This is a genomic window from Cutibacterium sp. LaCa_286 (genome assembly GCF_057198075.1).
The window spans coordinates 1,938,589-1,962,929 of sequence record NZ_CP191091.1; the positions used below are offsets into that span (position 1 = coordinate 1,938,589).

Sequence of the window (24,341 nt, forward strand, 5' to 3'; positions counted from 1 at the left end):
GGTGGACCGCCTGTGTCCGCAAGGAAGACAACCATGGGTAAATACGTCGTCAGACGTCTGCTCCAGATGATTCCGGTGGTCATCGGAGCGACGTTCATCCTCTTCGCCCTCGTGTTCGCACTACCGGGTGACCCGACTGCCGGACGCTGCGGTGAGCGCCCCTGTCCACCGTCCTACGTGGCGGCGTTCCGCGCCGAGTACCACCTGGACGATCCGCTGCTCACCCAGTACGGCATCTACCTGGGCAAGCTGGTGCACGGCGATCTGGGCACGAACTTCTACGGCAACTCCGTCACCGCGGAACTGTCGGTGCGCTACCCGGTGACGATCAAGCTGGCCCTCATCGCCATCCTGGTCGAGATCATCATCGGCATCGGCGCAGGCGTGTGGGCCGGCGTGCGTCGTGGCAGGTTCATCGACTACCTCATCCTCATCTCATCCCTGGTCGTCATCTCGATCCCCTCATTCGTCATCGGCTCCCTGGCCCAGCTCCTCTTCGGCCTCAAACTCAACTGGGCGCCCGTGACCGCCTCCGACGGCACCTGGAGACAGCTGATCCTGCCCGGATTCGTCCTCGGGGCGTTGTCGGTGGCCTACGTGGCCCGTCTGACGCGCAGCAACCTCATCGAGAACCAACGTGCCGACTATGTGCGCACCGCCAGGGCCAAGGGCCTGTCGGGATTTCGCACCGTGACCGTCCACACCCTGCGCAACTCGCTGGTGCCGGTCATCACCTACATCGGCTACGACTTCGGTGCCCTCATGGGTGGTGCGATCGTCACCGAACGCATCTTCAACATCAATGGCATCGGCAACTTCATCTTCCGCTCCATCAGCCAGCGTGACGGCGTCTCGGTGGTGGGTGCCGTCACCTGCCTGGTGCTGGTGTACCTGCTCGCGAACCTCATCATCGACCTGCTGTACGGGGTTCTGGACCCGAGGATCAGCCATGACTGAACACACCATTCCCGATTCGACCCTTGACACGACTGCCACCGCCGATCCGCAGGTGGGCCCCGAGCAGCATTCTGGGGAGAGGAAACCCCGCTCCCTCTGGAACGACGCATGGGACGATCTCAAGCACAACCCGCTGTTCTGGATCTCGGCGGTGCTCATCGTCATCTTCGTGCTCATGGCTGCCGCCCCCGGACTGTTCACCCGCACGAATCCACGGGCCTGCAACCTGTCCGCAGCACGTCACCTGCCCTCGGCAGTGCACTGGTTCGGTACCGACGTGCAGGGGTGCGACGTCTACGCACGCACCATCTACGGTGCCCGCTCCTCCATGCTCGTCGGAGTGCTCGCCACCCTGGGCACGGCGATCCTGGGCTCGGTCATCGGCCTCATCGCCGGATTCCGCGGCGGCTGGTTGGACAGTCTGCTCTCGCGACTGGGTGACGTCTTCTACGCGATCCCACTCCTGCTGGGCGGCATCATCATCCTGTACACCTTCCCCAACAGGATCGGCACCCCGTACATCGTCATCGTCCTCAAGGTGATGGGGGCCGTCGTCATCCTGGGATGGCCCTCCATCGCCCGGCTCATGCGATCCTCGGTGCTGCAGGTGACGCCCAACGACTACATCCAGGCCGCACGTGCCCTGGGAGCCAGTCCGTGGCGCATCATCACCCACCACATCCTGCCCAACGCGATGGCCCCGGTCATGGTGGTCGCAACGATCAACCTGGGGGCCTACATCGCCATCGAGGCGACGCTGAGCTACCTGGGCATCGGCCTGCAGGAACCTGCGATCAGCTGGGGAGTGTCCATCTCCGACGCCTCCGGCCTGGGATACGTTCGCTCCGCCCCGCACATGCTGCTGTTCCCCTCGCTGTTCCTGTCGCTGGCAGTTCTGGCGTTCATCTTCCTGGGCGAGGCGGCACAGAGCGCCTTCGACCCGAAACGACACTGAGAGGAGCACGACATGGCACTGTCCAAGGCACGTCTGCAACTTGACCCGGTGGACGGAAAACTTCTCGAGGTCGACGACCTGCACGTCGAGTTCCGCACCCGCGACGGCATCGCCAAGGCCATCAACGGCGTGAACTTCTCACTGCGCGAGCGCGAGACCCTGGCCATCCTCGGTGAGTCCGGCTCCGGGAAATCGGTGACGGCCCAGGCGATCATGGGTATTCTCGACACTCCCCCGGCCCACATCACCGGCGGATCGATCACGTACTGCGGCATGGAGCTGCTCACTGCGCCTGCCAGGACGATGCAGGACATTCGCGGTGAACACATCGCGATGATCTTCCAGGACGCCCTGTCCGCCCTCAACCCGGTGTTCCCGGTGGGCTGGCAGATCGCCGAGATGTTCCGTCAGCACCGCAGGATGAACAGGTCCGACTCCCTGGAGCAGGCGGTGCGACTCATGGAGCGGGTGCGCATCCCGGCCGCCAGGCAGCGCGCCGGCAACTACCCGCACCAGTTCTCCGGCGGTATGCGTCAGCGCATCATGATCGCCATGGCGATCGCCCTCAACCCGCGAGTGCTCATCGCCGACGAGCCCACCACCGCCCTCGACGTGACGGTGCAGGCCCAGATCATGACCCTGCTCAAGGAGTTGCAGGACGAGGACGACATGGGCCTCATCCTCATCACCCACGACCTGGGCGTCGTCGCCGACGTGGCCGACGACATCGCCGTCATGTACTGCGGACGGCTGGTCGAGCACTCCGACGTCCACCGGCTGTACGCGAATCCGGCGCACCCGTACACCGTCGGACTCATCAACTCGATCCCGCGGCTGGACCAGCACGGCGACAAACTCTTCGCCATCGGCGGGCTGCCGCCGTCCCTGACGGATCTGCCCACCGGGTGCTCGTTCCACCCGCGGTGCCGGTTCGCCACCGACGAGTGCCGGGTGGGAGCCGCCCCCGAGTTCCACGAGGTGGCCCCTGGCCGTCTCAGCGCCTGTCACCACACCGAGGAGGTGCTCCATGAGCGAGCCTGAATCCCGCAAACCCACCCAGTCGGCCCGCGAACCCATCCTGTCGGTTCGTGACCTCAAGAAGCACTACCCGCTCAAGTCCGGCGTCATCAAGCACACGGTCGGCAGCGTCAAGGCGGTGGACGGGGTGAGCTTCGACCTCTACCCCGGTGAGACCCTGGGTGTGGTCGGTGAGTCCGGGTGTGGAAAGTCCACCCTGGGACGGCTGCTCGTCGCCCTGGAGCAACCCACCGAGGGAAGCATCGTCTTCGACGGCCAGGACGTCACCCACGCCAAGGGTGCGCAGATGCGCAAGCTGCGCCGCAACATCCAGATCGTCTTCCAGAACCCGTACACCTCGCTGGATCCACGCAAGACGGTCGGTGACATCATCGGTGAGCCGTTCCTCATCCACCCCGACGTCGTCCCCCGCAACAAGCGCCGCGAGCGGGTCAAGGAGCTGCTCGACCTGGTGGGGCTCAACCCCGAGCACATCAACCGTTACCCCCACCAGTTCTCCGGTGGCCAGCGTCAACGCATCGGGATTGCCCGCGGCATTGCGCTCAACCCCAAGGTCATCGTGTGTGACGAGCCCGTCTCGGCCCTGGATGTCTCGGTGCAGGCCCAGGTGGTCAACCTGTTGCAGGACCTGCAGAAGGACCTCGGGCTGTCGTACATCTTCATCGCCCACGACCTGTCGGTGGTGCGTCACATCTCCGATCGGGTGGCCGTGATGTACCTGGGGCGGATCATGGAGATGGGCGACGAGCACCAGATCTACGAGCGCACGATCCATCCGTACACCCAGGCGCTCATGTCTGCGGTGCCGGTGCCCGATCCCGAGATGCGCGGCACGCGTCAGCAGATCATCCTGCATGGCGACGTGCCCTCCCCGGCCAATCCGCCGACCGGCTGCCGGTTCCACACCAGGTGCTGGCGGGCCCAGGACAAGTGCGCCACCGATGACACCGAGTTGCTGCCTCGCAGCGACGGGGCCGGGGAGCACCTGTGCCGGTGCCATTTCTCCGCCCTCTTCGACAAGGCGTCGCTGGACATCACCTCCGACGATCTCAAAGGGTGAGGCTGGGAACAGGTCAGTCCCAGAGGAACGTCGCGCCGAGCCAGGGGGTCAGGGAACGGGGTTGCTCGTCCCACCGCCCCCGGCGAAGTTCGCGGGACGCGGGTGGATGTGGGACTGTCGAGCCGCAAATCCCCAGACCCAGGGGCTGTCGCTTCACGGAGCTGCGGAATCAGGAGGAACAGGTAGCCGAATCTCCTGAACCCTCACCTCCACCAGTTCTGCGGTGGCCAGCGTCAACACATCGGGGTACCCGCAGTATCACCCCAAGGTCATCGTGTGTGACAAGCCCCAGCCCTGGACGTCTCGGTGCAGGCCCAGGTGGTCAACCTACGGCGAGACCTGCAGAAGGACCTCAGGTGTGCGGCAGACCCAGACGGGCAAGGGCGTCAGCGAGCCCGTCGATCTGATCGTCGGTGTGGGTGGCCATGACGGTGACGCGCAGGATCGCCCGGCTCCTGGGCACCGTCGGCCACCGCATCGCAGGGACGAACCAACCTTGTTCCCCCAGCTCATGAGCCGCCTGGACGGCAGACGCCTCGTCACCGACCGCCACCGGGACGATGGGGGTGGGCCAGGTGTCGAGTCCCAGTCGGGTGGCCATCCGGTCGACATTGCGGTGCAGGTCCGGAACCGGGCTGTTCGGGCCGTTGAGGATGTCCAGAGCAGCCGTCAGGGCGGCACAGACTGCAGGGCTCGGGGCGGTGGAGTACACGTAGGGCCGGGCACGCTGACGCAACATGGCAATCACCGACTCACTGGCGAGTACCGCCCCACCCTCGGCACCGAGCGCCTTCGACCCAGTGACGACGAGGACGTCAGGCGGATCCTGCTGCATGCCGAAATGCTCGACGATTCCTCGCCCCGTGGCGCCGACGGTGCCCAGACCGTGGGCGTCGTCAACCATGAGCGCAGCCCCGAAGCGGCGGCACAGCTGCGTGAGTTCCGGCAGTGGTGCAAGGGTGCCGTCCATCGAGAACACCCCGTCGGTGACGACGAGACACCGTTGCCCGCTCGCCTCGACCAGCATGGCCTCCAGCGCAGCGAGATCGCCGTGCGGGAAAACCGTCACCTCGGCGCCATGTGACCTCGCCAACCGGCATCCGTCGATGAGGCTGGCGTGGTTGCTGGCGTCGGAGAAAATTCGCACCCCGGGCTCGGCCAGAGCCTGGAGCACGCCGGTGTTCGCGGCGAATCCGGAGCCGAACAGGATCGCATCTGGGTAGTCCAGGAAGGCCGCGAGGGTACTCTCGACCAGCTCATGTGCGGTGCTCGTCCCGGTGGCCAGCCGCGATCCTCCCGACCCGACACCGAAGGTCCGAATGGCCTGACGCGCTGCCCCGATGACTTCGCTGCGTTCGGCAAGACCAAGATAATTCGAGGAACTGAACAGGATCCTGGGCTCACCGTCAACGATGGCACGGGGAGTCTGGGGTGAGGAGAACGTCGCCGGGTGACGCTCCAACCCACGTCGCTGCCAGTCCAGCACCGCGTGCATGGCTGCGTCCTCGATCCACGTCATGCGATTCTTCCCTTCTGCGCTCCAACTCACTGCCTGCTCCACCTCTGCGTACCTGCTGCCGATGCTTCTCGTCCCGCTGCCGGGACGGGTGCCACGGATACCATCCGTCAGCCTCAACGATTCAGGCTCATCATCCGAGGGAACTCAGGCTCACCGTCCTGAGGATGGGGGCCAGAAGCCCTTCATGATGATGGCACCGATGTTTCTGCCGCACTGCCCCGGGGATGAGGACCAGCCCCTGCCCGACATCCCAGCACCCTGACCGGCAACTGAACGGTCCACTCCCCCCATCGCCCCGGATGGATCCAAACGATCGGGTCCTGGACAGACTCGACGCTGCACCCACCACCGCCCCACGGACGGATCACCAACGCGTGGGGAAACGTTGCAGTGCGTCAGGAATTGCTGGCATGACAAAATTGTCACCTGCCCAAGGACATGATCACCAGAATGACTCACGTCACGTCTGCCAGCTGCATTTGTTCACTGTCTCGCTGCAGTTGCCGTTCAGGAACGAGACAGACTTCGCCTACCTACTCGAAATGATGCGTAGCTCCCTCACGCTGACGAACCCCCCACCATCACCCGCGTCGCCCTCGACGACCACCGGGGTGTGTTCCAGGTACTCGATGAGTCCTGCGACGTCGTCTCCCCGGACGAGGAAGACGCGTCCACCCTGCGCGGACCCGGGCTCCTTGATGTGGGGGAGGCGCTGGTAACCGTGTTGTGCAGTGGCGAGGTAGCCCGTCGTGTAGTCCGGATCGTCGGAGATGCAGATCTCGGCAAGCACGTCGGGGCGGTGGGCAACCTTCGCAGCGAGCACCTGCGCCTCGAGCACCCGGTGCTTTCCGCCGATCGGGTTGGAACTCGCCGCGTCCATGCCCGTCACTCGCACCCCGCGTTGTTGGTCAGGCTCCAGTCGCTGGCCGGTGGCGGCGTCCAGAAGTATTGCGCCACGCATGTCACGAGCCTCGGTGAGCAGCGTCCACGCCCGTTGCGCGTGCTCAGTCAGCGGAGCAAGAGCCGTCAGGACGGTGTCCCTGGCCTCCTGGGGTGAGGCGGTGGGCAGCACGGTCGTGGGCAGGAAAGGCACTCGCACGAGTTCACTCATGTCGATCCGTCTTACGGTGAGGTGGATCTCATCCGGGTTCGCCTTGGGGTGAGCGAGCGCCCGGTGCCCCATGTCGGCGCACAACTGGGCCACCTCGTGCTCTTCCACGATCCGCTCGGCTCCAGAAACATGTCGGTCAGCCGCGCTGGCGCGCATTTTCACACTGTAGAGAGGCACGGCGTCATGATACGAGAGGCAACTTAACAGCGTTCAGCTGGGGTGGTGCATGATCCGCCTGTGCTGCCCGTCCCATGGTGAACATGATTGCCAGCCAGGCCGGGAGCCGCGGTTCTCACCTACCGCTTTACCCACCTGACACTCCCCACTCCCCCTCGGCTGCCCCCTTCACCTGACACACCTGACAATTTTCATCAGACCGACCGACCACACATCATGTGCCTGCCTCCAGCACCCGGCAGGTGACGATTTTCGTCAGGTGGGTGAAGCCGCGCCGCTCCCCAGACTCACAACGGGGATCAGCTGACAAAAATGTTCACTCCCCATGACAGCATCACCGTGCTGTCATGACACATCACCATGCCGCGCCCCACTCGCCGAAGCGGACCCCATCCCGCCGCAGTTTCCCGGACCAGTCTTCCCTGCCAGCAGCTTTGGCTCATGGCCCTCACGCTTCGTGACACTCTCGACCAGACAGAGCCCAGGACCGCATCGCCATGCCGGACAATTCTTGCCACCAGAGCAATCTCGCCCCTCATGTCTTGCCACCAGACCGATCTCACACCATGCCATGCCACCAGGCCAGACTGATCTCCCCTCTCATGATCGTTCTGCCTCGGGAGCGTCAATTTTTGTCAGCTGCGACCCGCCTTCGTCACCGTGGTGACCGAACGGGGCCTGAAACGTCAGAAATGTGCATCACGGACAGGAATCCGACACCTTTCCACACTGTGGGAGATAGATTCGGCATATTGGCAAAGTCGCCTCACAGTTGGAGTACCAGTGACCACCACATCAACCACACCAACCATTCGATCGGTGGACCGTGCGCTCGACCTGCTCACCGCCGTGTGTGATCATCCGGGCATCACACTCAGTGAAGCTGCCCGCTCTGCAGGGCTGGCACCGTCAAGCGCCCTGCGACTACTGCGCACACTCACGGAAAGTGGCTACCTCTCGCGTACCCCCGACGGCCTGTACGACGTGGGCCCCGAGCTCATCCGCGTATCCGGTCGGGTGCTTGCCGACAACTCGCTACGTCGTCTGTGCCGCCCAACGATGACCCAGCTGGCCGCCGAGACTGGCGAGTCGGTGTATCTCTCGGTACGACACCATGACCGGGCCATCTATCTGGCCCTCGTCCCGGGCATTCGCGCTATCCAGCACCGATCCTGGGAAGGCCAGTCCATCTCGCTGGAGACGAGCGCCGTCGGAGCTGTACTCACCGGACGCATCGGGCAGGCACGCTATGCCGTCATCACCTCAGGCGTGGAGAAGGACGTCGCCGGCATCGCAGCGCCCATCACCTTGCACGATGAGGTCATCGCTGCACTGAGCATGGTCATCCCCTCCTGCCACCTCAACCACGAACTCACCACCCGATACGGCACGATGGTGGCATCCTGCGCAGCGTCTCTGTCCAAGCTCATTGGCGACAATCCACCCCACCGGCGCCGGCGACAGAGAACACACCGACCGTCCGCCCGGGCCGAGGCAACTCAATCCGCCGCTGAACACGCGTCCCCCACCAACGGCCATCCCAAGTCGTTGGCACCATCCCTGTGAAATCACACCACCGGACTAGGCCCAATGCTCATTCTCATTTCCCCTGCCAAATCACTGGACCTGCGAAGCCCAGCCCCTGATCACCAGACGACCGAGCCACGCATGCTCGACGACACGGCCCGCCTCGCCACGATCATGGCGGGGAAGACAAGCGCGGATCTGCGCACGCTCATGGACGTTTCCGAGGAGATCGCCACCCTCAACGTGGAGCGCTACCGCAATTTCCAGCCCGGCACCCCCGATGAAGCCCGGCCGGCCGCCGTCACCTTCAACGGAGCCGTTTACCGCGGTATGGAGCCGCACCTCTTCACCACTCGGGACTGGACCGAGGCACAGAAGGTACTGCGTATCCTCTCCGGTCTGTACGGCGTGCTTCGCCCGCTCGACCGCATCCAGCCATATCGTCTGGAGATGGGAACTGCTCTGCACACCGATCGCGGATCGACCTTGGTGGACTGGTGGGGTGAGCGCATTCGCACGCTGATCGAAGCCGACCTTGCCGAGTCACCCGGCGCAAAGGTCATCGTCAACCTGGCCTCGGCCGAGTACTTCCGTCCCGTCAAGGGCATTGACGCCGCTGTCATCTCGCCACGTTTCGAGTCTCGAGACCGGCAGGGCCGTTGGAAGGTCATCTCCTTCACCGCCAAGACAGCCCGAGGACTCATGGCCGGATGGTTGGTACGCAACCGGGTACGCATCCCCGGCGCCCTCAAGAACTTCGACGTCGGCTGGCGATACCACGTGGAAGGCTCCACACCAGAAGTTCCAGTGTTCCGCAAGGAGGAATGACTCCTCCGGAGTACAAGGCTCACATCACCAGATGGAGTGACCGACGCACAGCCTGCTCGGGCACCCGAGGTTCAGGTCGAGCGCATGCCACGGTGAGGTCCACCCGTCGAGAAACAGGTTGGATGGATCCTCCTCGTCCTGGAAGGCCAGACTCCTCTCCCATGCGGGAAAGCGGGTCCAGCTCGCTCATGCGTTCCTGGCGTAGCGCCGGTTGAATTTCTCCACCTGACCAGAGGTGTCGATGATCTTGGCTCGCCCGGTGTAGAAGGGGTGGCTGGCTGAGGTGATGTCGACATCGATGAGGGGGTAGGTGTTGCCGTCCTCCCACTCGATGCGTTTGGAACTGGTGGCAGTCGATCTCGTGAGAAAGGTCATGCTCGCTGAGATGTCTCGAAAGACCACCGAGTGGTAGTCGGGATGGATGCCCTGTTTCATCGTCGTCCTTCCATCATGAGTTGTGTCCCGTCACAGGTACTATATGATAATGATTCTCATATGCAAGATAATGTGACAGGAGCTCCCCATGTCTCGACGCTGTCAGGTCCGCGGCACCAAACCTGGATTCGGCAACAACGTCTCACATTCCCAACGCCGCACCAGACGCCGTTGGAGCCCCAACATCCAGCGGAAGTGCTACTGGGTTCCGTCGCTGGGTAGGCGAATCACCCTCACCCTGACCCCCAAGGCGATGAAGGAAATCGATCGACGCGGCATTGACGTCGTCGTTGCCGAAATGCTCACTCGAGGAGAGAAGATCTGATGGCCAAGAAATCCACACAGCTGCGACCCATCATCAAGCTGCGCTCGGCTGCCGGAACTGGCTACACCTACGTCACTCGCAAGAATCGTCGCAACACACCAAATCGCCTCATCCTGCGAAAATTCGACCCCATCGCGCGCCGCCACGTCGAGTTCAAGGAGACCCGCTGATGGCCAAGAAGTCCAAGATCGCCGCACAGACAAGACGCAAGAAGATGGTGGCCAAGTACGCCGACCGGCGTGCCGAGCTCAAGGCCATCATCAAATCGTCAACAGCCACACTGGACGAGCGGATGGAGGCGTCCCGCGCATTGTCCGCCCTGCCGCGAGACTCGTCACCGGTGCGGCTGCGCAACCGCGACCAGATCGACGGACGCCCCCGTGGCTACGTCGGTAAGGCAGGAGTGACTCGTATCCGGTTCCGCGAGATGGCACACCGCGGCGAACTTCCCGGAATCACGAAATCAAGTTGGTGAGGTCATGGCAGTACCCAAACGCAAGAAATCCCGTTCAACCACCCGCCACCGGCGGGCACAGTGGAAGGCCTCAGCACCCAGACTGGTGGAGATTCACGTCAATGGCAGGACCCTGCGGGTGCCACAACATCTGGCCAAGGCCTACCGCTGCGGACTGATCTCTCCCGACGACTGATCGGATCGGTTGGTTCAGCACCGATCCTGCAGTTCCTCGTGGCAGAGCTCCAGGTGGCGAGACCTCGCTGCGGGCCGTGCTCTGAGGGTTGGTGAACAAAAATGTCAGCACCAGCCCGGTCGCGACAGAATTGTTGATTGACCGGCGCGTGGCCGGGAATCCTCTAGGGTTGTCGCCATGAGCAAGCCTGAAGTCACCCTGCCCGATTCCGCCCCCGACGAACTCGTCCTCGACGACATCACTGTCGGTGACGGCCCCGAGGCCTCTGCCGGCAACCTCGTCGAGGTGCACTACGTCGGAGTGGCCCTGAGCACCGGTCGCGAATTCGATTCATCGTGGGACCGCGGCGAGCCGTTGACCTTCCAGCTGGGAGCCGGTCAGGTGATTCCCGGATGGGATGAAGGTGTGCAGGGCATGAAGGTCGGCGGACGACGCCGACTCGTCATCCCCCAGGATCTGGCATACGGCCCGCAGGGCATTCCCGGTGTCATCGCCGGCGGTGAGACGCTGATTTTCGTCTGCGACCTCGTCAACGTCATCTGAGCCCAGAACATTGAATCTGCGGCCTTGCGCCGCGAACCACGGCAGCGTCCGTACCCATCGTGGGTACGGACGCTGCCGTGTAAGGCGTTGTCACCAGTCACCGTGTTGGCTCCGCCATCCTCGACATGGTCGTCCGAAAAACACCGAAACCTGCAGAGCCGCCCGCTACCGTGCCCAGGGGCGCCCACCACCGAGCTCAGAAGCTCGTGTCCAAAAATGTCACCACACCGACCGCCCCGGCACGCAGGAGACCCCACCACCCCCGAGGCGTCAAAAATCGCCCACTCGACGCCAACCCACTCGCCTCACCACAGGCTCTTGGTGGGAAACCCCAGCGGACAAGGCCCTCCACTGGTCGACCTGCTCATTCCGCGTGGTGGCAGGGGGAAACCCCAACGAGCAAGCTCCCCAGCGCCTCGGCGCCGGGCTTCCCGATCCCGACAGGGCCTCGGCGATGAACGCCGCCAGGTGTCCATCCCCGCACATCGCCTGGCACCGTACCTCTGCCTGCAGGGGTCCACGCCAACAAGAACACCCGGCATCGGTTGACCGTCGGGCCCCGTGGCCCCGCAGGGACCCACGAGCATCCGAGACTCTCTCCTACTCCAGGATCTGCTGCCCCGAGGTCTGCGGGAACAGCACGCACCGCCACATCCGGTCACCAGCGTCAAAAAGCATCGGGCCACATCGTCGTCATGCACAACAGTGACGCCACCCCGGTGGTACCGTCAAAAATGTCTCAACGTGGAGACGACACCGGTCGGGCATCCCACCGTGGTCCACCACCGGCACATCTCACACGCGACCCCACGACCTGACAACATCCGAGGGAGCTGACCATGTATGACAACAGCAGCGCCGCCGAGGCCATGACCATCCGCCTCGACGCCGAATACCCGCCGGACCCCGTCTTCGAGCCGGGCATCCGTCGTGCCCCCTCACGTGGATTCCGACTCACCGACGAGCAGACCCGCACCGCGCTGCGCAATGCCCTGCGCTATCTGCCTTCAGAACTGCATGAAAAGGCTGCTCCGGAGTTCCTCGAGGAGCTGCGCACCTGCGGCCGCATCTACGCCTATCGGTGGCGCCCAGCCGGTCACATCAAAGGCCGTCCCATTGACGAGTACGAAGGCCGGTGCACCGAGGGTAAGGCCTTCCAGGTGCAGATCGACAACAACCTCGACTTCGACGTCGCGCTGTATCCCTACGAGCTCGTCACCTATGGCGAGACCGGGTCGGTGTGCCACGACTGGCTGCAGTACCGACTCATCAAGAAGTACCTTGAACGGCTCACCGAGGACACCACCCTGGTCGTCATGAGTGGGCACCCGCTGGGCCTGTTCCCGTCGCGCCCGGAGGCCCCACGCGTCATCATCACCAATGGGCTCATGGTCGGTCGCTTCGACAACCAGGACGACTGGGAGCTCAGCGAGGAGCTCGGGGTCGCCAACTACGGCCAGATGACCGCCGGCGGATGGATGTACATCGGCCCGCAGGGCATCGTGCACGGCACCTTCAACACCATCCTCAACGCCGGACGTCTGCAGCTGGGTGTCCCCGACGACGGCGATCTGTCAGGGGTGCTGTTCGTCTCCTCTGGCCTGGGCGGCATGTCCGGCGCCCAACCCAAGGCCGCCGAGATCGCCCACGCCGTCGGCGTCATCGCCGAGGTGGACATGTCGCGCATCCAGACCCGTCTGGACCAGGGCTGGGTGGGGCACGTCTCCGAGGACCTCGACGAGGTCTTCGCCCTGGCGCAGAAACACATCGCCGAGCGCACCCCCATCTCGATCGCGTACCACGGCAACATCGTCGACCTGCTGCAGTACGCCGTCGACCATGACATCGAGATCCCGTTGCTGTCCGACCAGACCTCCTGCCATGCCGCCTATGACGGCGGCTACTGCCCCCAGGGGCTGAGTTTCGAGCAACGCACCGAGCTGCTGGCACGCGACCGTGCTGAGTATGCCCGCCGCGTTGACGAGACCCTGCGCAAGCATTTCGAGCTCATCCGCACCCTGACAGAACGCGGCACCTACTTCTTCGACTACGGCAATGCCTTCATGGCAACCGTGTTCGAGTCCGGGGTGACCGAGATAGCCAAGGGTGGGGACGCACGCAACGGGTTCATCTGGCCCTCCTACGTGGAGGACATCATGGGCCCCGAGCTGTTCGACTACGGCTACGGTCCGTTCCGCTGGGTGTGCCTGTCGGGCCGTCATGAGGATCTCGTCGCCACCGACCAGGCTGCAATGAGCTGCATCGACCCCGACCGGCGCGGGCAGGATCGCGACAACTACATCTGGATTCGCGACGCTGAGAGCAACGACCTCGTCGTCGGCACCCAGGCCCGAATCCTCTACCAGGACGCCAAGGGACGAGTCGCCATCGCCCTGCGGTTCAACGAGATGGTGCGCAATGGCGAGATCGGCCCGGTCATGCTGGGCCGCGACCACCACGACGTGTCCGGCACCGACTCCCCGTTCCGCGAGACGTCGAACATCAAGGACGGCTCCAACGTCATGGCGGACATGGCCACCCAGTGTTTCGCCGGCAATGCAGCACGTGGCATGAGCCTGGTGACCCTGCACAATGGCGGCGGCACGGGAATCGGCAATGCCATCAATGGTGGTTTCGGGCTGGTGCTCGACGGGTCGGAGCGAGTGGACGCCGTCATCCGCAGTGGGTTGCTGTGGGACGTCATGTGCGGTGTGGCGCGACGCGGCTGGGCACGCAACGAGCACTCCGTCGAGACGGCGAGGGCCTTCAACCAGGAGAATCCGCAGGGCCACATCACCCTGCCCTATCTCGTTGACGACGAGGTCATCGACAAGGTGGTGCCACAGTGAGCCTGGACGTGGTGGAGCTCCTGGCGCAGATTCACGATCTGGGCCGGGCCGAGGACGGTTCCTACTGGCGATTCTCGCTCACCGAGGTCGACACCAGGCTGCGTTCCTGGTTCACCACCACGGCACGCTCGCTGGGGCTCACCCTCACCCGCGACGCCAACGCCAATCTCGTCGCCTGGTGGGGCGAGCCCGGACCGGGAGCGATCTTCACCGGGTCGCACCTGGACTCGGTGCCCGGTGGTGGCGAGTTGGACGGGCCGCTGGGGGTGGCGAGCGCCCTGGCAGCAGTGAGCATGCTGCAGGAGACAGGTGTCGAACCGCGAGTACCGGTGGGTGTCGTCGTGTGGACCGACGAGGAGGGCGGCCGGTTCGACATGCCCTGCCTGGGGTCTCGGTTGGCCAGCGGGCAGTTGGAACCGACTCGGGCCCGGGAGCTGCCGTGTCGTGACGGTGGCACCCTGGCAGAGGCATGGCGTGCGGCCGGCCTGGACCCCGACGAGCTCGGCACCAGCGACTGGGCTCAGCAGGCCGGAGCCATGATCGAACTGCACGTCGAACAGGGTCGGGCGCTGGTGGACATGGGACATCCGTTGGCCGTGGCCAGCGCGGTACGTCCCCACACCCGGCGTCGGGCGACGTTCACCGGCGTCAGCGATCATGCTGGCACCACCTTGCTGCCGTTTCGTCACGACCCGACGATTCCCCTGGCGCAGACCATCGTCGCGACCCGTCGTACGGTGGCCGAGTCCGGTGATCCGCATGCCGTCGCCACCATCGGCCGTACCCAGCTGGAGCCCGGCGGCACCAACGTCATCGCCGGACGCGCCACCTGCTGGCTGGACTGTCGCACCGAGACCGACGAGATGCTCACTTGCGTCGTCGACGCCATCACTGCTGCCTCCCAGCAAGCCGCCGAGGCGGAGGGGTGCCAGGTGAGTTGGCAGCGAGAGTCCCTCACCCCACGCACCGAGTTTGACGCGAGTCTCACCGCACGTGTGCAGAAGGTGCTCGAGGAGACGATCGGGAAGACGCCGATACTGTCCACCGGGGCGGGCCACGACGCCGCCGTGCTGGCCGCCGAGGTGCCCACAGCGATGGTTTTCGTGCGCAATCCCACCGGGTCCTCGCACACCCCCACCGAGTGCGCCACCGACGAGGACTGCCGCGCCGGGGTGCGAGGACTGGCGGCCGTGCTCAAGGACGTGATGCTCAACGGTGTGGCAGCAGGGAATTCCTGCCGAACCGAGGGGCTGGGCACCAGCCACGGGTGAGGCGTGTCGAGGATGCCCAGCCGTGGGAGCGCTGCCGGCTGGGCACCAAGCCGGAAGATCAGTCGAGGTGTCATGCAGCATCAAAAGCACACTCATACTCCACATTACCGACTGGACACCAAGCCAGGACTGACCGATCGAGCCCGGGGTGAGCATGCGTGGACGCAAAGCACACCAGCAGGTTCTACTGGGAGAAGACCGGATCACACGGGACCCGGTCCCCAAGCAGGAACTCGGTGACACCGCCCGTCATGAATGTTGGGAGCACGGACACGCATGACGTCCGAATCGCACGTAACGTATTCGTCGTCCTCTCGGAGGGGACGGCCACACGAGGACTGAATCCGTGAAGGAGCTGATCGCATGATCACGTGCCGCAGTGCACTGGTTGATGGCACGTTCCGCCGTGACGTCGCCATCGAGGTCACCGACGGGGTCGTCACGAAAATTTCATCCGCCGAGCAGCCGACGAGCCCGCCAGATGTCGACGGGGTCGTCGTGCCGGGATTCGTCAACACCCATTCCCACCTGTTCCACCGCGCGCTGCGTGGCGGAGCCCACGGCGAGGACTTCTGGAACTGGCGCACGACGATGTACCAGGTCGCCGAACGGCTGGATCCCGACCGCTACCATGAGCTCGCACTCGGGGTGTTCGGTGAGATGTTGGACGCCGGCTACACCAGCGTCGGCGAGTTTCACTACCTGCACCATCGCCCGGACGGGTCGCGCTACCCACATCACGAGATGGAGCTCGCAGTGGCCGAGGCCGCCCGGCAGGCCGGGATCCGGCTCACCCTGTTGGACACCTGCTACCTGCACGGTGGCTTCGGGCAGCCTCTGGAGGCTGGCCAGAAGCGGTTCGGGGACGGTTCAGTGGAGGCCTGGTTGCAGCGGTGGCACGAGCTGGCCGACGCCCTGCCTGCCGATCCGCGAGTGCGACTGGGGGCGGCCCTGCACTCGGTGCGTGCCGTGGCCCTCGACGAGCTGCACCACGCCATTGCAGGCCTGCCCGCCGATGTGCCGGTGCACGTGCACGTCTCGGAACAGCCAGCCGAGAACCGGGCCTGCCAGGAGGCGACCGGGCTCACGCCGACCACCGTACTGGAGCGGGCCGGGGTGCTCTCGGCTCGCACCACCGTCGTCCACGCCACTCACCTGTCCGACGAAGATCTCGCCATGATCGCCCACACCGGCACCACGGTGTCGCTGTGCCCCACCACCGAGGCCGATCTGGCCGACGGCATCCCCCGCACCGCCGATCTCGTGGCCGCCGGGGTGCCGTTGGCGATTGGTTCGGATGAGAACGTCGTCACTGATCCATTCGCCGAGTTGCGCATGATCGAGTCTGGGGTCCGACTGAGCAGCGGTCGGCGTGGCGTGGTGAGCAATGAGCGGTTGTGGGGCAGCGGCGCACAGGTGCACAGTGTGCTGCCCGAGCTGGCAGCAGTCGACCCACAACGCCCCGGGCTACGGGTGGGCGACCCGGCCGACATGGTGGCGATCTCCCCCGACTCGGCTCGACTGGCCGGGGTGGACCCGCTGCGTTGGCCACTCACCGCGTCCGAGGCTGACGTCACTGCGACGATCGTCGCCGGGCAGCGGGTGCCCTCGCACTCCCCCGCAACGCTGCGCAGCGCACTGCACACCCTGTTCAAGGAGGATTCGTGAGCACCCTCATCACCGGAATCGGCACCCTCGTCACCAATGACCCGCACGTGCAGGACGGTTACGATGATGGTCACCCTGGCCCTGGAGTGGACGAGGCCTCCACTGCGGCTCCGGCCGGCCCGGTCAACGGGCACATCGTCTCGCACGACGCCGACCCGCTGGGTCAACTGCACGACGCGGCGGTCGTCATCGAAGAGGGTCGAATCGCCTGGGTGGGGCCTGCCGATCATGCTCCGGCTGCCGATAACGCCGTCGATCTGGGCGGGCAGACCCTCATCCCGGGGTTCGTCGACTCCCACACCCACCCGGTGTTCGCCGGGGACCGGGCCGACGAGTTCGACGCCCGCATGAACGGTGAGAAGTACGACGGAGGCGGGGTCAGGCGCACCATGACGGCCACCCGAGCCGCCAGCGACGCGGATCTGCACGCCATGGTCACCGCCGTGGTGAACGAGATGCTCCGGCAGGGCACGACGACGGTGGAGGGCAAGACCGGCTACGGTCTGGACGTCGACACGGAGGTGCGGATGGCACGCATTCTCGCCGAGACCGTCGACGAGGTGACATTCCTGGGTGCCCACACCGTGCCCCCGGAACACAGCGCCGACGAGTACGTTGATCTGGTCTGCGGGCCCATGTTGGATGCGGTACGTGAGCACGTCTCGTGGATCGACGTGTTCTGCGAGAAGGGCGCCTTCGACGCCGAGCAGTCCCTGCAGGTGCTGCGGACTGGCAAACGGGCTGGGCTCGGGATGCGGTTGCACGCTGCCCAGCTCAATCCGTCGTCGATCATTGCTGACGCCGTGGAACTCGGGGTGGCCTCGATCGACCACTGCACCTTCCTCTCCGACACGGACGTCTCGGCCATCGCCGATTCACACACTGTGGCAACCGTGCTGCCCGCGGCCGAGTTCAGCACTCGTCAGCCCTACCCGGATGCGAGCCGGTTGTTGAGGGCCGGGGCGACGGTCGCACTGGCCACCGACTGCAACCCGGGGACGGCGTTCACCTCGTCGATGCCATTCTGCCTGGCGGTCGCGGTGCGCGAGATGTCCATGACCCCCGAGCAGGCCCTGTGGTCGGCCACTGCCGGTGGCGCGGCAGCGCTGCGCCGTGGCGATGTGGGCGTGGTGCGACCGGGGACCCGTGCCGATCTGGTGTCCGTTGCCGCACCCAGTTGGCTGCACCTGTTCTACCGCCCCGGGGTACCACTCATCAGCCAAGTGTGGCGGCGAGGTGTGTGCCATCAGATGGGGGCGGTCCCGCTCCCGTTCTGAATCGCTGGGCGCTGGAGGAGAGCTTCTCCTCCAGCGCCCAGTCCTCGCCATGGTCGGGTGCCAGGGCTTTCATCATCTGATTCCGTCTGATTCCGCGGCGCAAGACCTCATCGGCGCGGATGCCTCACCGGAACGCCCCATGCCCACCACACGCTGCAGCTACTGCACCCGCTCCTGCTGACATTTTTGTCACCACGCAGCCGGTGGCCGCACGACAGTGATCCGCCCCAGCCTCGCGTGACACTTTTGTCACCACCCCAACCACAACCGCACAGGGGAAGCCACCCGCACCTCTACCTGACATTTTTCAACGGCCAGCTCAACATCCCCGTCCTCACCAGGCCCTGGCTCACGACAATTTTGTCGCCACAAGGCCTGTGGCTGCACCACAGTGATGACTCCCAGCCTCGCGCGACTTTTCTCACAACCACAGAGAGGGGGCCGCCCCTTAGCCTCATGTGCGCGCCCGGATCCGATCTGACGATTTTTGCCATCCTCACATCGACACCAGCACCACGGTGATCCTCCCCAGCTCCACGTGACATTTTTGTCGCCAGCCCAACCACCGCCCACCACAGTGACCAGTCGCAACGCAGCCTGACATTTTTCAACAGCCGGCCCAACATCCCCGCCTCACCAGACCCCGGCTCGCGACAATTTCTGTCACCCCACCGCCTGTAGCCGCACCACGGTGATCCTCCCCAGCTCCACGCGATATTTCTGTCACCACCAAGCTTGTGGCCGCACGACAGTGCCCCTCACAAGCCTCGTGTGACATTTTTGTCACCCAACGAATGACAACCACACCACCGTGACCGGCCGGGCCGTCACCTGACATTTTTCGCACTCCCCCACTCGCCAGGGCCCCACCCCCACACACAAAAGCCCCACAGGACAGCTCAACCTGCAGGGCGGACAGTCGGGACCCCCGCCTCACACTAGGAGCCTCCACATCCATTGAGATTGCCCCCAGACGATGTCGCCCGATTCCGGCGTGGGGCCCGGGCCAAAGTTCGCGACGATTTCTGTCACCACGCAGCCGGTGGCCGCACCACAGTGCTCCCCACCAGCCCCACGCGACATTTTTGTCATCTAACGACCGGTGGCTGCACTGCAGGTGTCCTGAGCCCCCTCACGTGACATTTTTGTCACCCCAACCACTCGCTCGACGAAACAGCCACCTCGACCGCCCCTCGTCGGTTACCGTCAATTCGTGTCACCAGGCTCGCCAGTGTTGGCGTGCCATCACCCAGGAGGTTCTCATGCCCGTTCTCATCGGACCCGATCTCACCTTCGCCGATGTCATTGCCGTCGCACGCCACGACGAGCCGGTCGAGGTGAGTGAGCAGGCCTTGACCGCTGTCGACCGAGCTGCCGACCACGTCGCCCAATTGGCGGATGACGTCGTCCCGCACTATGGGATATCCACCGGATTCGGAGCCCTGGCCTCCAAGCGAGTGCCAGTGGAGCAGCGGGCCATCCTGCAACACTCCCTCATCCGTTCCCATGCGGCCTCCACCGGCGCCGAGGTGGAGCGTGAAGTGATCCGTGCCATGATGCTGCTGCGTCTCAAGACGATGGCTTCGGGCCACACCGGGGTACGCCGCGAGGTGGTGTTGGGCTACGCAGCGATGCTCAACGCCGGAATCACCCCCATCACGGGCGAGTATGGATCGCTGGGCTGCTCGGGTGATCTGGCACCCCTGGCCCACGCCGCCCTGGCCCTCACCGGCGAGGGAATCGTGCGAGACAAGGCTGGTACCCAGATGTCGGCTGCCGACGCCCTGGCAGCGGCCGGCCTCGAGCCAATCACCCTGCGTGAGAAGGAGGGGTTGGCTCTCATCAACGGAACCGACGGTATGCTCGGTCAGCTCATCCTGGCCCTGACCGACCTCGACACCCTGGTGACGACGGCCGACCTCACCACCGCCATGACGGTGCAGGCGCTGTGCGGCATCGACGCTGTCTTCGCCCCCGATCTGCAGGCACTGCGCCCACACGAGGGGCAGAAACTGTCGGCAGCCAACATCGCCGCGCTGCTCAAGGACTCACCTCTCATCCAGGCTGGCAAGAGTGAGGAGTCCAAGCGAGTGCAGGACGCGTACTCGCTGCGCTGCGCCCCGCAGGTCACCGGCGCGGTGCGTGACACCATGGCGCACGCCGCCCACGTGGCACAGGTGGAGCTCGTCTCGGCCATCGACAACCCGGCTGTCACCGACGACCTTCAGGTGGAGTCCAACGGCAACTTCCATGGCGCCCCGGTGGCCTATGTGCTGGACTTCCTGGCGATCGCGGTGGCGGATCTGGCGTCCATGAGTGAGCGCCGCACCGACCGAATGCTTGACCCGGCCCGCAGCCGTGGTCTCAACGCCTTCCTGGCCAACGACCCGGGCGTCGACTCGGGCTACATGATCGCCCAGTACACCCAGGCGTCGATCGTCTCGGAACTCAAGCGACTCGCAGTGCCCGCCTCGGCCGATTCCATCCCCACGTCCGCCATGCAGGAGGACCACGTCTCGCTGGGGTGGTCGGCGGCACGCAAGCTGCGTCGTGCGGTGGATGGCCTGGGCAAGGTGCTGGGTGTCGAGGCGCTCACAGCGGCTCGAGCCATCGACATGCGTGGTATCGGAGCCTCCGAACCGGTTGCTCGGGTCATCAAGCTCATGCGTGAGTCCCTGCCCGAACCCGGACCAGACTCATTCCTGGCCCCGGACATCGCCGAGGCGGATCGTCTGGTGGCCAACGGCAAGCTGGTCGCAGCAGCTCGGGAGTCCGTCGAACTGAACTGATCTGTGTGCGGTCCGAGACACGGGCTGCCAGAAGGCACAGTGACTGTCACCATCGATTCGATCGACGAGGTTGCCGGCGCTGACGAGCCCCGGCAACTGCAGCACACCATCTGACAGCCACTTCCACGTGGTCCGAATGACACCGCGTCCAGGCCGCCAGACGGCTAGCTGTGGCCGCTTCCGGGGACGAGCTTGGCAGCCGCGATACGCAATTCGGGTAACCATCTCTGAAGGTCCGGGGGGCAACACCGGGCTCAGACTGCCGACCGGCGTCCGGCCACTGCCCGACATTCGATCCGGCCCGGGAATCCCGTGGATCATCACAAGGTTGGTGCCCATCGCCCAGATGGGGCATCGCCCGCACCAGCCGATGGCACCAGCCTGGCCAGGGCGGGCCGCTGTTCATGCAGCAGGCGGGGTTGCGCCGGGCAATGTAGCCGAGCCGCGCCCACCAGACTCCCCCTGCAGCCAGGCCCATCCGTCACACCGCGAGCCGCTGCGCCTCCACCCGCTTGCGCCACATCATGGCGAGGCTGGTGGGGGCGGCCATGATGACGAACGAGAACCACGCCGCCGTCAACCCACCACCGGCAGAGACGATGATCCACGCGATGACGACGACCGTCCAGTTGGATATCGCCTCGACGATGAGCGGGCTCATCGGGGCACGCATGGCACGCAACGCACCGGAGTTCTGGATGGTGAACGCCCAGAACGGCTGGGCAAGCATCATCACCGGTAGGGTGCGCACGGCAATGTCGACGACGACCGGGTCGGTGGTGAAGACGTGAACCAGCGGCTTGGCGAAGATCGCCACGAGGACGCCGAGCATGACGGCAACCCCGAAGGCCCACCGCTCGGTACGCCCTGCCACCTGACGAGCCAGCGCCGGGCGTCCAGCACCCAAGGCCTGCCCGACCAAGGTGGTCGTGGCGATCATGAGGGCCAGGGCCGGGAGGAAGACGAGGCCTTGCACGCTCATCTGCACCCGCTGGGCAGCCATGGAGGCGGTGCCCAGCCGCGAGACGACCATGGTGAACACCAGCCATGCCGTGGAGATGACGAGCTGCTCCCCAGCTGCGGGCAGCCCCAGGTGCAAGATGGCCTTGGCCGCGTCCCAGCGCGGTTTCCAGGACACGATGATGGTGCCCACCGGACGGCTGAGGCTCACCCCGGCTCGACCACGGGCCATGAGCCACACCAGCACGACGAGGGCCAGGGTGCGCGAGATCGCCGAGGCGATGGCGGCCCCGGTGACGCCGAGCTCGGGAGCTCCCCAGTGCCCGTGGATGAGCACGAATGCAAGCGTCATGTTGACGACGTTGGCACCGATCGTCACGTACATCGGGGTGCGGGCATCACCAGCACCGCGCAGCACCCCGCTGGACATCATGAGCATGGCGAGCACCGGCACGGCTCCCAGCGAGACCGACAGGTAGCTGGCCGTCATGGCCGTGGCGTCGGGCGGCAGACCGAAAATTCCCGCCAGGCCGGGGGCGAGGATCACTCCCATGACTGCCATCGGGGTGAAGATGATGAAACTCCACATGAGTGCCTGCCGGGCCAGCCGGGTGCCCTCGGCCGGATTGTCGGCACCCACCGCGTGGGCGACGAGGATGGAGCCGCCGGTGGACAGCCCAGCCAGCGCCGAGAGCACGATCTGCATGATCTGGATCGCGGCACCAGCACCGGCCAGGGCCGCCGCCCCCAGCGCCGCCACCAGAATGGTGTTGACGATGTCCAGGCTCATCTCGAGCAGGTTCTCACCGAAGATCGGCAGGCTCAGGAAGATGATGCGCCTGCGCAACGCCCTGGGGTCGGCCAGGGCGCGGGCCTTGACGACCTGGGGGTCGGGGGAACTGGTGTCGTCGACGCCTGGGGGCAGCAGCGGCTCGTTGAGAGGTTTCTTCTCGATCATGGCTCCAGGGGCAGGGTTCGGGGGGAAGGCTCAGCGGACGATGTCGCCGTGGACCAGTTTGATGAGCCGATCCAGCACGCCTCCGCCGGAGGCGTTGGATCCGTTGTGCTCGTACTGGCTGGTCACCCACGGGTGCATCCCGGGCAACAACGCCGCGGTCTGCAGGGAGTATTCCCGTGGTACGTAGGCGTCGTCATGGTAGATCGCAGCGGCGCACGGCACCTGGCTGGCGGCCAGGGCGTCAGCGTCGTACAACGTGGGCCAGGGGTGCTCGGCGATGATCTGGGCGACGTCCTTCCACGGCTGCAACGAGGAGTCCTCGTCGAACCACTCGGGCATGACGTGTTCACCGGTGAGCAGGGTGGGGTCGTCGCGGAAGGCCTGCGGAAGACAGCGGGCAGCGGCCCAGTTCGTCGTGACGCCGTCGGCGTAGGAGGATTCGTGGATGACGGTGTAGAGCACGTTGCGTCCGCCGAACGGCAGCAGGTCTGCCAGGTCGTAGCGGAAGCAGCGGCTGGTGGGCTCGTACTCCAGCAGGTAGTGCAGTTTCTCGGCCCCACCGGATCCACCGAGCAGATGGCCCAGGGAGCGCACCCGTGACGGGCCCACCGGGTCGCCGTTGGGGGTGCGCAGTTCACCGCTGGCGGCAAGGTCGAGGACGGCGCGCATCCGGTCCCGGTCACCGGGGAAGCGCCGGTAGTACTGCTCGGACTTGGCCCGCATGGTGTGGTAGCAGGTGGTGTAGATCTCGTCGGCGCTGCGGCCGACGGCCGACAGCCCACCGGTGAAGTAGCCAGCCAGCAGGGATCGCGAGTGCACCGAGAGGTAACGCAGCATGGTGAATCCGCCGAACGACTGACCGAGCGCTGCCCACTGCTCGACGCCCAGGTGGCGGCGCAGATCCTCACAGTCCTCGACGATCTCGTCGGCTCGCAGGTGGGTGAGATACTCGGCCTGGTCTGCTGCCGAACCGACCGGTTCACTCACTGGCGACGACAACCCGGTGCCGCGCTGGTCGAGCAGGACGAGGCGGTAGTCGTTCAAGGCACGACGCAGCCAGCCGGGAAATCCGGGGTCGACGAGGGTGGGGCGTGGGGACTCACAGCCTGGCCCGCCCTGCAGGAAGACGAGCCACGGTTTGTCCTGGTTGTGCCAGGTGGAGACCAGTCGGGCGTAGATCTCGATGGTGCGAGGGTCGGAGTCGTCGAAGTGGTCGAGGGGGACGGTCAGCCGCACGTCGTCGGTCAGCAGGCCGGGGATGCTCGTATCGCTCATGGCTCGACTCTAGTTGTTTGCATCGGGCGGCGAGGGGGCGGCCATTTCCCGATATCTGCGTGGGAATCGTGACCGTCGTGGAAATCATGCTGTCCCGGTGTGGGGGCCGACGAGTTCGGACGCCGCCGCACTGTTGCCGCACCATGTGGGGCTCGTCAGTGGTGTCCCG

At 65.2% G+C, this 24,341-nt stretch carries 20 protein-coding genes and 1 pseudogene; 16 read left to right on the top strand and 5 right to left on the bottom strand.

The annotated features are described in order from the left end of the window. Window positions 1–33: 33 nt before the first annotated feature. The 4 genes from ACP8JZ_RS08465 to ACP8JZ_RS08480 are packed head-to-tail and all read left to right on the top strand — an operon-like array spanning window position 34 to window position 4,010. The gene (locus ACP8JZ_RS08465; protein ID WP_306517334.1) at window positions 34–957 is read left to right on the top strand and encodes an ABC transporter permease; all 924 of its coding nucleotides are present in this window, start codon (window positions 34–36) and stop codon (window positions 955–957) included. Then, window positions 950–1,912, top strand: coding sequence for an ABC transporter permease (locus tag ACP8JZ_RS08470; protein WP_484482402.1), 963 nt, complete (start codon window positions 950–952; stop codon window positions 1,910–1,912). Before ACP8JZ_RS08465 ends, ACP8JZ_RS08470 begins: the two co-directional genes overlap by 8 nt. 12 nt (window positions 1,913–1,924) lie before the next feature. Further along, window positions 1,925–2,953 (top strand): ABC transporter ATP-binding protein, encoded by a 1,029-nt coding sequence (locus tag ACP8JZ_RS08475; RefSeq protein ID WP_286319840.1) that lies wholly within the window; start codon window positions 1,925–1,927, stop codon window positions 2,951–2,953. Further along, window positions 2,940–4,010, top strand: a complete 1,071-nt coding sequence (locus ACP8JZ_RS08480) for an ABC transporter ATP-binding protein (RefSeq protein WP_484482403.1) — start codon at window positions 2,940–2,942, stop codon at window positions 4,008–4,010. The genes ACP8JZ_RS08475 and ACP8JZ_RS08480 overlap by 14 nt, the downstream gene beginning before the upstream one ends. A 352-nt stretch (window positions 4,011–4,362) precedes the next feature. On the opposite strand, the gene ACP8JZ_RS08485 is transcribed toward ACP8JZ_RS08480, so the two are convergent. Beyond that, window positions 4,363–5,559 (bottom strand): aminotransferase class I/II-fold pyridoxal phosphate-dependent enzyme, encoded by a 1,197-nt coding sequence (locus ACP8JZ_RS08485; RefSeq protein WP_484482404.1) that lies wholly within the window; start codon window positions 5,557–5,559, stop codon window positions 4,363–4,365. A 499-nt stretch (window positions 5,560–6,058) separates the two neighbouring features. Next, window positions 6,059–6,817, bottom strand: coding sequence for a 6-carboxyhexanoate--CoA ligase (locus ACP8JZ_RS08490; RefSeq protein ID WP_484482405.1), 759 nt, complete (start codon window positions 6,815–6,817; stop codon window positions 6,059–6,061). 783 nt (window positions 6,818–7,600) lie between these two features. On the opposite strand from ACP8JZ_RS08490, the gene ACP8JZ_RS08495 reads away from it, so the two are divergent. Both ACP8JZ_RS08495 and ACP8JZ_RS08500 read left to right on the top strand, forming a co-directional pair. Next, window positions 7,601–8,383: an IclR family transcriptional regulator gene (locus tag ACP8JZ_RS08495; protein ID WP_306517330.1), complete on the top strand. Its 783-nt coding sequence runs from the start codon at window positions 7,601–7,603 to the stop codon at window positions 8,381–8,383. 24 nt (window positions 8,384–8,407) lie between these two features. Beyond that, entirely contained in the window at window positions 8,408–9,172 is a 765-nt protein-coding gene (locus ACP8JZ_RS08500) for a YaaA family protein (RefSeq protein ID WP_306517329.1), read from the top strand. Window positions 9,173–9,358: 186 nt separating this feature from the next. Here the strand turns inward: ACP8JZ_RS08500 and ACP8JZ_RS08505 are convergent, their stop codons facing one another. Next, a complete protein-coding gene (locus ACP8JZ_RS08505) occupies window positions 9,359–9,607 on the bottom strand; it encodes a type B 50S ribosomal protein L31 (RefSeq protein ID WP_484482406.1) in 249 nt (82 codons plus the stop codon). A gap of 88 nt (window positions 9,608–9,695) precedes the next feature. Between ACP8JZ_RS08505 and rpmB the strand changes: the two genes are divergently transcribed. The 10 genes and pseudogenes from rpmB (at window position 9,696) to hutH (ending at window position 20,979) form a co-directional block, all read left to right on the top strand. After that, complete coding sequence (gene rpmB / locus ACP8JZ_RS08510; RefSeq protein WP_484482407.1) at window positions 9,696–9,932, top strand: 50S ribosomal protein L28; 237 nt, start codon at window positions 9,696–9,698, stop codon at window positions 9,930–9,932. After that, window positions 9,932–10,102: a 50S ribosomal protein L33 gene (gene rpmG, locus ACP8JZ_RS08515; RefSeq protein ID WP_306517327.1), complete on the top strand. Its 171-nt coding sequence runs from the start codon at window positions 9,932–9,934 to the stop codon at window positions 10,100–10,102. Before rpmB ends, rpmG begins: the two co-directional genes overlap by 1 nt. After that, window positions 10,102–10,407, top strand: a complete 306-nt coding sequence (gene rpsN / locus ACP8JZ_RS08520) for a 30S ribosomal protein S14 (RefSeq protein ID WP_306517326.1) — start codon at window positions 10,102–10,104, stop codon at window positions 10,405–10,407. The genes rpmG and rpsN overlap by 1 nt, the downstream gene beginning before the upstream one ends. 4 nt (window positions 10,408–10,411) lie before the next feature. Then, window positions 10,412–10,582 carry a 50S ribosomal protein L32 gene (rpmF, locus tag ACP8JZ_RS08525; protein ID WP_306517325.1) on the top strand — a complete coding sequence of 57 codons (171 nt, stop codon included), beginning with the start codon at window positions 10,412–10,414 and terminating at the stop codon, window positions 10,580–10,582. Window positions 10,583–10,759: 177 nt separating this feature from the next. Next, window positions 10,760–11,125 carry an FKBP-type peptidyl-prolyl cis-trans isomerase gene (locus tag ACP8JZ_RS08530; RefSeq protein ID WP_023034531.1) on the top strand — a complete coding sequence of 122 codons (366 nt, stop codon included), beginning with the start codon at window positions 10,760–10,762 and terminating at the stop codon, window positions 11,123–11,125. 839 nt (window positions 11,126–11,964) lie between these two features. Continuing rightward, window positions 11,965–13,974, top strand: a complete 2,010-nt coding sequence (locus ACP8JZ_RS08535; protein ID WP_323458635.1) for a urocanate hydratase — start codon at window positions 11,965–11,967, stop codon at window positions 13,972–13,974. Then, window positions 13,971–15,182, top strand: a pseudogene (locus ACP8JZ_RS08540) (allantoate amidohydrolase); the annotation flags it as partial. The gene ACP8JZ_RS08535 and the pseudogene ACP8JZ_RS08540, both read left to right, overlap by 4 nt. 426 nt (window positions 15,183–15,608) lie before the next feature. Further along, entirely contained in the window at window positions 15,609–16,913 is a 1,305-nt protein-coding gene (locus tag ACP8JZ_RS08545) for a formimidoylglutamate deiminase (protein ID WP_484482408.1), read from the top strand. Next, window positions 16,910–18,190 (top strand): imidazolonepropionase, encoded by a 1,281-nt coding sequence (hutI, locus tag ACP8JZ_RS08550; RefSeq protein ID WP_484482409.1) that lies wholly within the window; start codon window positions 16,910–16,912, stop codon window positions 18,188–18,190. The genes ACP8JZ_RS08545 and hutI overlap by 4 nt, the downstream gene beginning before the upstream one ends. A 1,262-nt stretch (window positions 18,191–19,452) precedes the next feature. Further along, complete coding sequence (hutH, locus tag ACP8JZ_RS08555; RefSeq protein WP_484482410.1) at window positions 19,453–20,979, top strand: histidine ammonia-lyase; 1,527 nt, start codon at window positions 19,453–19,455, stop codon at window positions 20,977–20,979. Window positions 20,980–21,460: 481 nt separating this feature from the next. Here the strand turns inward: hutH and ACP8JZ_RS08560 are convergent, their stop codons facing one another. Continuing rightward, complete coding sequence (locus ACP8JZ_RS08560; protein WP_323458977.1) at window positions 21,461–22,897, bottom strand: MATE family efflux transporter; 1,437 nt, start codon at window positions 22,895–22,897, stop codon at window positions 21,461–21,463. Window positions 22,898–22,927: 30 nt separating this feature from the next. Next, entirely contained in the window at window positions 22,928–24,172 is a 1,245-nt protein-coding gene (locus ACP8JZ_RS08565; protein ID WP_484482411.1) for an alpha/beta fold hydrolase, read from the bottom strand. Between the last annotated feature and the right edge of the window lie 169 nt (window positions 24,173–24,341).

Excerpts from the sequence above, each read along its gene's own strand:
- ACP8JZ_RS08465 (WP_306517334.1), top strand. The coding sequence starts at position 34 with ATGGGTAAATACGTCGTCAGACGTCTGCTCCAGATGATTCCGGTGGTC.
- ACP8JZ_RS08470 (WP_484482402.1), top strand. The coding sequence starts at position 950 with ATGACTGAACACACCATTCCCGATTCGACCCTTGACACGACTGCCACC.
- ACP8JZ_RS08475 (WP_286319840.1), top strand. The coding sequence starts at position 1,925 with ATGGCACTGTCCAAGGCACGTCTGCAACTTGACCCGGTGGACGGAAAA.
- ACP8JZ_RS08480 (WP_484482403.1), top strand. The coding sequence starts at position 2,940 with ATGAGCGAGCCTGAATCCCGCAAACCCACCCAGTCGGCCCGCGAACCC.
- ACP8JZ_RS08500 (WP_306517329.1), top strand. The coding sequence starts at position 8,408 with ATGCTCATTCTCATTTCCCCTGCCAAATCACTGGACCTGCGAAGCCCA.
- ACP8JZ_RS08505 (WP_484482406.1), bottom strand. The coding sequence starts at position 9,607 with ATGAAACAGGGCATCCATCCCGACTACCACTCGGTGGTCTTTCGAGAC.
- rpmB (WP_484482407.1), top strand. The coding sequence starts at position 9,696 with ATGTCTCGACGCTGTCAGGTCCGCGGCACCAAACCTGGATTCGGCAAC.
- rpmG (WP_306517327.1), top strand. The coding sequence starts at position 9,932 with ATGGCCAAGAAATCCACACAGCTGCGACCCATCATCAAGCTGCGCTCG.
- rpsN (WP_306517326.1), top strand. The coding sequence starts at position 10,102 with ATGGCCAAGAAGTCCAAGATCGCCGCACAGACAAGACGCAAGAAGATG.
- rpmF (WP_306517325.1), top strand. The coding sequence starts at position 10,412 with ATGGCAGTACCCAAACGCAAGAAATCCCGTTCAACCACCCGCCACCGG.
- ACP8JZ_RS08530 (WP_023034531.1), top strand. The coding sequence starts at position 10,760 with ATGAGCAAGCCTGAAGTCACCCTGCCCGATTCCGCCCCCGACGAACTC.
- ACP8JZ_RS08535 (WP_323458635.1), top strand. The coding sequence starts at position 11,965 with ATGTATGACAACAGCAGCGCCGCCGAGGCCATGACCATCCGCCTCGAC.
- ACP8JZ_RS08545 (WP_484482408.1), top strand. The coding sequence starts at position 15,609 with ATGATCACGTGCCGCAGTGCACTGGTTGATGGCACGTTCCGCCGTGAC.
- hutH (WP_484482410.1), top strand. The coding sequence starts at position 19,453 with ATGCCCGTTCTCATCGGACCCGATCTCACCTTCGCCGATGTCATTGCC.
- ACP8JZ_RS08560 (WP_323458977.1), bottom strand. The coding sequence starts at position 22,897 with ATGATCGAGAAGAAACCTCTCAACGAGCCGCTGCTGCCCCCAGGCGTC.
- ACP8JZ_RS08565 (WP_484482411.1), bottom strand. The coding sequence starts at position 24,172 with ATGAGCGATACGAGCATCCCCGGCCTGCTGACCGACGACGTGCGGCTG.